This window comes from Embleya sp. NPDC056575 (assembly GCF_042793325.1).
In the GTDB taxonomy this organism is placed as follows: Bacteria; Actinomycetota; Actinomycetes; order Streptomycetales; family Streptomycetaceae; genus Embleya.
Genome location: NZ_JBHTVA010000141.1, coordinates 1 through 7476, shown reverse-complemented (window position 1 = coordinate 7476; position 7476 = coordinate 1). Strand labels below are relative to the sequence as shown.

Genomic DNA, 7476 nt, shown 5'->3' with positions numbered 1-7476 from the left:
GCCCGGGCGGGCCCGGGCCGTCCGGCCGATCGCATGTGTTCGATTCGAAGGGACCGCCGGCGGGTTCACGGCGCGCTCACCGGCTCATTCCTGGGGGCGGCGCAGGCGGGCGACGAACTTGTACCGGTCGCCGCGGTAGACGGATCGCACCCATTCGACCGGTTCGCCGTCGGTGTCGAAGCTGTGCCGGGACAGCAGCAGCAGCGGCAGGCCCACGTCGGTACCGAGCAGTCCGGCCTCGCGCGGGGTGGCCATCGCCGTTTCGATGGTCTCCTCGGCCTCGGCGAGATGTACGTCGAAACCGGCCGACAGGGCCCGATACAGCGAGTTGTGCTTGGCCAGGTGCTTGCGCAACCCGGGGAAGCGCTTGGTGGACAGGTGCGTGGTCTCGATCGCCATCGGCTCGGAGTTGGCCAGCCGCAGTCGCTCGATCCGCAACACGCGGTTGCCGGGACGGATGGCGAGCCGCTCCGCGAGGTGGTCGTCGCAGGTGATGTAGCCGATCTCGATCAGTCGCGAGGTCGGCTCCAGGCCCTGGGCCTGCATGTCCTCGGTGTACGACGTCAGCTGGAGGCTCTGCGCCACCTTGGGCTTGGCGACGAAGGTGCCCCGGCCCTGGGCGCGCTCCAGGCGCCCCTCGATGACCAGCTCCTGAAGCGCCTGGCGCACGGTGGTGCGGGAGATGTCGAACTGCGCCGCGAGGGTGCGCTCGGGTGGCACGGGCGTGCCCGGTGGCTGGGTGTTGGTCAGCTCCTGAAGATGGCGCTTGAGGCGGTAGTACTTGGGCACGCGAGCGCTCGGCTCGAGGCCGGTGTCGCCTCCCGCCATCGCACTGTCCGCCGTGGTCGTGATCACGTGTTCCGCCGTCACCGGTGCCCTCCTGACACGTTCGGTCCCCATCGTGGCACGACCACCGATCCCCCCAGGACCAGGAGCGCGGATGTCGGTCCGATAACGGCGTGCCTTCGCCGTCTACGGAACCTTGACACCCCAATTGGTCTATGCCAACCTCCGAAATGGTCTAAACCATTGATGGTCACCGCGCAACCCTCGTCCCTGGGGCGTCGGTGTTTTCCCATTTCGAGTCCCCTCCCCAGTGGGGGACTCGGTCGGTCCGCGCACCTCACGGATCCGACGGGCGAATATCGACGACTTCATACCGAACTGCGGTGCCCGACATCCTGAGGAGGATGTAGTGAAGCGTCGTCTTCTCGTCGCGGCCGGTGTCGCGGCGGCGCTGACCGGTGTTGCCGCCTGTGGGTCCGACAGCGGCAGTGATGACAAAAAGGATGAAACCAAGGCGCCGGGCGCCAGCGCGCCGGCCGCCGGCGGGAATGGCAAGACCGTCCGCGTCTGGCTGATGAAGGGCACCGCCCCCGACGACTACATCGCCGCGTTCAAGGCCAAGTTCGAGGCGGACCACCCGGGCGCCAAGCTGGACGTGCAGATCCAGCAGTGGAACGGCATCGGTCAGAAGATCACCGGCGCGCTGGCCAGCAACGACGCCCCGGACGTGATCGAGGCCGGCAACACCCAGGTCGCCCAGTACGCGGCCTCGGGCGGCGTCAAGGACCTGACCTCCAAGGTCAAGGACCTGGCCGGCAGCGACACCTGGCTGCCCGGTCTGTCCCTGCCCGGCAAGGTCGACGGCAAGTCGTTCGGCATCCCGTTCTACGCCGCCAACCGCGTCGTGATCTACAACAAGGACCTGTTCGCGAAGGCCGGCATCACCGCGCCGCCGAAGACGCAGGCCGAGTGGCTCGACATCACCAAGAAGCTCAACACCGGCGAAGACCAGGGCATCTACCTGCCCGGCCAGAACTGGTACGTCTACGCGGGCTTCCTCAAGGACGAGGGCCAGGAGCTGGCCACCAAGAACGGTGACAAGTGGAAGGCCAACCTGGACACCCCCCAGGCCGCGGCCGCCGCGAACTTCTACAAGCAGCTCCAGGGCTACAGCAAGGCGGCCAAGGACGGCGACGAGAAGACCCAGCCCGAGGTCGTCGCGGCCGACGGCGGCAAGATCGCCCAGTTCCTGGCGGTCCCCGGTGAGGCCGAGACCATCATCAAGGCCAACCCGGCCCTGAAGGACAAGTTCGGCTTCTTCCCGGTGCCCGGCAAGGACGCCGCCAAGCCCGGCTCGGTGCTCGCGCTCGGCTCGGACCTGATCATCCCCGAGGCGTCGAAGAACCAGGACCTGGCCTACGACGTGGTCAAGCAGTTCAACAGCGACGAGTGGCAGAGCAAGCTCGCCACCGCGATCAAGATGCTCCCGAACCGCACCGCGCTCGGTTCGGTCACCGCCGGTGACCCCGGCACCACCGCGATGATGGAAGGCGCCAAGAGCGGCATCGGTACCCCGAACTCGCCGAACTGGGCCTCCGTCGAGGACAACAACCCGATCAAGGCCTACCTCACCAAGGTGATGACCGGCACCGACCCGGCCGCGGCCGGCAAGGACGCCAACGCCTCGATCGAGAAGACGCTGAACACCAAGAGCTGACGCGAGGCGCCTGCCCGAACCGCCGAGCGGATCGGGCGAAGCGCACTCGGGCCGCACGGCCGGCTCCCGCCGCGGGGTACCCCTCCGCGGCGGGACCGGCCCGGCCCACCCGGCGCGGCCGGCCGGTGGTCCCCCGACCCCGCCTCCGCGCTCTCGGCACGTCCCGCCACCGGGCCGGACGCACCGCAGCCCCAGACCCCCGACACCGAACAACGGGAAGGCAGCTGTGTCAGCCTCCAAGGCAGATGCGGTGGTCGCGACAGCTACGCAGCCCCCGCGCAACCAGTCACCGACCGGTGCCAGACGCGCAACGAAGCCCCCACGCAAGCCGTCGGGGATCGTCAAGACGGTCACCCCATACCTTCTTGTCGCGCCATCGATCCTCGGGATCGCCTTCCTGCTGTTCTATCCGGTGGTCCGGAACGTCATGTTGTCGTTCCAGCATTACCGCTTCAAGCAGCTGATCTCCCGATCGGCCGATTATGTCGGCTGGGAGAACTACCAGACCGTCTTCAAGGACGACGAGTTCTGGGAGGTCACCCGGCGGACGTTCTACTTCACCGCGGTCAACGTGATCGCCATCATGGTGATCTCCACGCTGTGCGCGCTGATGCTGATGAAGCTCGGCAAGGCCATGCGAATCGTCGTGCTGATCGGCCTGGTCGCCGCCTGGGCGACGCCGGTGATCGCGGCCACCACCATCTTCAAGTGGCTCTTCCGCTCGGACAACGGCGTGGTCAACTGGGCGCTGGTCCAGCTCGGCTTCGACTACGAGAACTACGCGTGGTTCGCCCACGCGGGGTCCACCCTGACGGTGGTCACCCTGCTCATCGTGTGGCAGTCGATCCCGTTCGCCACGCTGACCCTGTACGCGGGCCTGACCACGGTCTCCACCGACGTGTACGAGTCGGCCCGGCTGGACGGCGCGGGCCCGGTGCGGATCTTCCGCTCGATCACCTTCCCGATCCTGCGTCCGATCTTCGCGCTGGTGGCCTCGCTCGAAGTGATCTGGATCTTTAAGTCCTTCGCCCAGATCTGGTCGATCGCGGGCGAGAACGGACCGATCGACGAAGTGCGCACCCTGCCCGTCTACGCCTATCAGCAGGGTATTTCCCGCAAGTTGTTCGACATGGCCGGCGCGATCTCCACGATCACCGTGCTGATCCTCGTGGTGATGCTCGTCTTCTACTTCCGTCAGATGTTCAAGCAGGAGCGGGAGGCCGACAAGTGAAGGCGCGCACCCTGAAGCGGATTCCGCTCAACATCGCGGCGCTGCTGGTCTTCGCGGTGTCGATCTTCCCCGTCTACTGGATGATCCTGACCGCGCTCAAGCCGGCCAAGGACATCCAGACCAAGACGCCGAAGTTCGTGCCCAGCTCGATCTCGTTCCACAACTTCGACACCGCGACCAGCACCCCGCACTTTTGGGACTACTGGCGCAACAGCCTGCTGGTCGCGGGCTGCGGCGTGGTGCTGGCGCTGGTCGTGGCGTGTTTCGCCGCGTTCGCGGTGGCCCGCATGCGGTGGAAGGGCCGGGCGCCGTTCATCCTCATGGTGTTCATCGCGCAGATGGCGCCGTGGGAAGCGCTGATGATCCCGATGTACCTGATCGCGCGCGACAACGACCTGCTCGACTCGCTGCCGATGCTCACCGCGATCTACTTCGTGATGACGCTGCCCTTCTCGATCGTGACGCTGCGCGGTTTCCTCGGCGGCATCCCGGTCGAGTTGGAGGAGGCCGCCCGGGTGGACGGCTGTTCGCGCTTCACCGCCTTCCGCAAGATTGTCTTCCCACTCCTGGCCCCGGGTCTGCTGTCCACGTCGCTGTTCGGCTTCATCACCGCGTGGAACGAGTTCGCCTTCGCCAACGTGCTGCTGATCAACAACCCGAACCAGCGCACGCTGCCGACCTGGCTCAACTCCTTCAGCAACGGGCTGACCACCGACTGGGGCGCCATCATGGCCGCCTCCACCCTCTTCATGCTTCCGGTGCTTGCGATCTTCCTGGTCCTGCAGGGCAAGGTCACCGGCGGGCTCACCTCCGGCGCGGTAAAGGGCTGATCAACCATGTCCGAACGTCTCGAGCGCCTGGCGCTCGCCGTCCTGCAGCCCGGTTTCGACGGTCTGACCGCGCCCGGATGGCTGCGCCACCGGATCGCCGGCGGGCTGGGCTCGGTGGGCCTGTTCGGTCGCAACGTCGCGACCCCCGAACAGGTCACCGCCCTGACCGAGGAGCTGCGCCGGGAGAACCCCGACCTCATCGTCGCGATCGACGAGGAGGGCGGCGACGTCACCCGGATCCACGTGAACACCGGCAGCCGCTGGCCGGGCAACCTGGCGCTGGGCGTGGTGGACGACACCGCGACCACCGAGGCGGTCGCGCGCGGGCTCGGGCGCGAGCTGGCCGCGTGCGGCGTCAACCTCAACTGGGCCCCGTCGGCCGACGTCAACTCCAACCCGGACAACCCGATCATCGGCGTGCGGGCCTTCGGCGCCGAGCCCGACCTGGTCGCGCGGCACACCGCCGCGTACGTCACCGGGCTCCAGGCGGCCGGCGTGGCCGCGTGCGTCAAACACTTCCCCGGGCACGGCGACACCGCGATCGACTCGCACCACGGCATGCCGCTGGTGGACGTCTCGCGCGAGACGCTGGCCGCCCGGGAACTGGTGCCGTTCCACGCGAGCATCGCGGCCGGCACCAAGGCGATCATGAGCGCGCACATCCTGCTGCCCGCGTACGACACCGAACTGCCCGCGACGCTGTCCCGGAAGATCATGACCGGGCTGCTGCGCGAGGAGCTGGGCTACACCGGCCTGATCGTCACCGACGCCATCGAGATGGGCGCGATCGCCGACACCTACGGCATAGCCGACGGCACCGTTCGCGCGATCGCGGCCGGCGTCGACGCGGTGTGCGTGGGCGGCGGGCTGTGCGACGAGGACACCGTGCTGCACCTGCGCGACGCGCTGGTGGACGCGGTGCGCGAGGGCCGGCTCGCCGAGGAGCGGCTGGTCGACGCGGCCGGGCGGGTGCACGCGCTGGCCGCGTGGGCCAAGGTCGGCGCGGCCGAGCCGGTCGACTACGCGCTCGGGCTCGACGCGGCCCGCCGCGCGGTCCGGGTGACCGGTACGGTGACCGCGATCGACCGGCCCGCGCACGTGGTGGAGCTGTCGCCCACCGCCAACATCGCGGTCGGCGAGCAGACCCCGTGGGGCCTGGCGCCGGTGCTGGCCGAGGCGTTGCCCGGGACCACGGTGACCCGGGCCCGGGCCGCGGAGCCGGGGCTGATCGACGAGGTGCTGCGCGCGGGGGCGGACCGTCCCCTGGTGCTCGTGGTGCGCAACCTGGAGCACCACGTCTGGGCGACCGAGATCGTGGCGGGCCTGCTCGCCGCGCGGCCGGACGCCGTCGTGGTCGAGATGGGCATCCCCGGAGCTGCCACTCCGGGCGCCGCCCATCTCGCCACGCACGGCGCCGCCACCGTGTGCGGGATCGCCGCCGCCGAGATCCTGACCGGCCGTCGGCTCGCCTGACGGCGTCCCTCGGCAAGGGGGGTCGGCCGCCCGGTATCCGTTCGACACCGAGCGTCCGGCCCCCGTGAACCCGCCCGACACCGGGAAACCGGACACTGGGAGGTGGGCGCTCCCGGGCCCCGGCCCGCGGATCCGCCCGACCTCCGCATCCGTATGTGGAAACCGAATCAGCACGTGGAATCAACGGAAGGCCGCACCATGTCCGCCACCGACGACCGTGACGTCCTGGCACCGAACCGGGGCAGCATCATGTCCGCCGAGATGGCGGAGCAGCCTGCCGTGCTGCGCCGGATCCTGGCCGAGGGCGCGCCCGCGATCCGCGCCGTCGCGGCCGAGATCGCCGCGCGCAACCCGCGGTTCGTGCTGCTGACCGCGCGAGGCACCAGCGACAACGCCGCGTTGTACGCGAAGTACCTGATCGAGGTGCTGCTCGGCAAGCCCGCCGGGCTCACCTCGATGTCCACGACCACGGCGTACGGCGCGGAGCCGGACCTGACCGACTGCCTGGTGATCACCGTCTCCCAGTCGGGCGGCTCGCCCGACCTGGTGGCCTCCACCGAGGCGGCCCGCAAGGCCGGCGCGATCACCCTCGCGGTGACCAACAACGCCGACTCGGCGCTGGCCGCGGTCTCCGAGTTCCACATCGACGTGCTGGCCGGTCCGGAGAAGGCGCTGCCCGCGACCAAGACGTACACCGCGGAGCTGCTCGCGCTGTACCTGTTCGTCGAGGGTCTGCGCGGCGGCGACACCTCGCCGGCCGACCCGCTGCCGGCGCTGGCGCAGGACGTGCTGGACCGCCGGGAGGAGGTCGCCGAGTTGGCGCGGCGCTACCGCTTCGCGCAGCGTCTGGTGATCACCTCGCGCGGCTACGGCTACCCGACGGCGCGCGAGGCCGCGCTGAAGATCATGGAGACCAGTTACATACCGGCCCAGCCGTTCTCCGGCGCGGACCTGCTGCACGGGCCGCTGGCCATGGTCGACAACGTCAGCCCCGTGATCGCGGTGGTGCCGGACGGCAAGGGCGGCGACGCCCTCCAGCCGGTCCTGGAGCGGCTGCGCGGGCGCGGTGCGGACCTGATGGTGATCGGCAACGCGGACCAGGTCGGTCGGGCCTCGGCGGGCTTCGTGCTGCCGGAGGGTGTGGCCGAGGAGGTGCAGCCGATCCTGGAGATCATTCCGCTGCAGCTGCTGGCGTACGAGGTCACCATGGCCCGCGGTCTCGACCCGGACGCCCCTCGGGCGCTGGCGAAGGTGACCGAGACGCGCTGACTCCGAGGACCGGGAGCGGTCCCGGGACGCGCGCGGCGAGGGCGCGTCCCGGGACCGCCCCGGGGCCGGAAAGCGCGGTCCGAACGTGGGGAAGGACCCCCCCCACCAGCCGGGCGTTTTCACCTACAGGGGGTGGGGGGTTGAGGGGGAGGGGGGGGGGGTATGGGACG

6 protein-coding genes are annotated in these 7476 nt (G+C 69.6%); 5 read left to right on the top strand and 1 reads right to left on the bottom strand.

From position 1 onward, the window contains the following. Positions 1-84: 84 nt before the first annotated feature. Positions 85-828 (bottom strand): GntR family transcriptional regulator, encoded by a 744-nt coding sequence (locus tag ACFRCG_RS47920; protein WP_380042991.1) that lies wholly within the window; start codon positions 826-828, stop codon positions 85-87. Between the two features lie 367 nt (positions 829-1195). On the opposite strand from ACFRCG_RS47920, the gene ACFRCG_RS47915 reads away from it, so the two are divergent. From ACFRCG_RS47915 to ACFRCG_RS47895, 5 genes are all read left to right on the top strand, one after another. Further along, positions 1196-2503: an extracellular solute-binding protein gene (locus ACFRCG_RS47915; RefSeq protein ID WP_380042990.1), complete on the top strand. Its 1308-nt coding sequence runs from the start codon at positions 1196-1198 to the stop codon at positions 2501-2503. A gap of 250 nt (positions 2504-2753) precedes the next feature. Next, positions 2754-3734: a carbohydrate ABC transporter permease gene (locus ACFRCG_RS47910; protein ID WP_380042989.1), complete on the top strand. Its 981-nt coding sequence runs from the start codon at positions 2754-2756 to the stop codon at positions 3732-3734. Continuing rightward, on the top strand, positions 3731-4564 hold the full coding sequence (locus tag ACFRCG_RS47905; RefSeq protein ID WP_380042988.1) for a carbohydrate ABC transporter permease: 834 nt from the start codon (positions 3731-3733) through the stop codon (positions 4562-4564). The genes ACFRCG_RS47910 and ACFRCG_RS47905 overlap by 4 nt, the downstream gene beginning before the upstream one ends. A gap of 6 nt (positions 4565-4570) precedes the next feature. Continuing rightward, entirely contained in the window at positions 4571-6037 is a 1467-nt protein-coding gene (locus ACFRCG_RS47900) for a glycoside hydrolase family 3 protein (RefSeq protein ID WP_380042987.1), read from the top strand. 198 nt (positions 6038-6235) lie between these two features. Beyond that, entirely contained in the window at positions 6236-7306 is a 1071-nt protein-coding gene (locus ACFRCG_RS47895; protein WP_380042986.1) for an SIS domain-containing protein, read from the top strand. Positions 7307-7476: the final 170 nt, after the last annotated feature.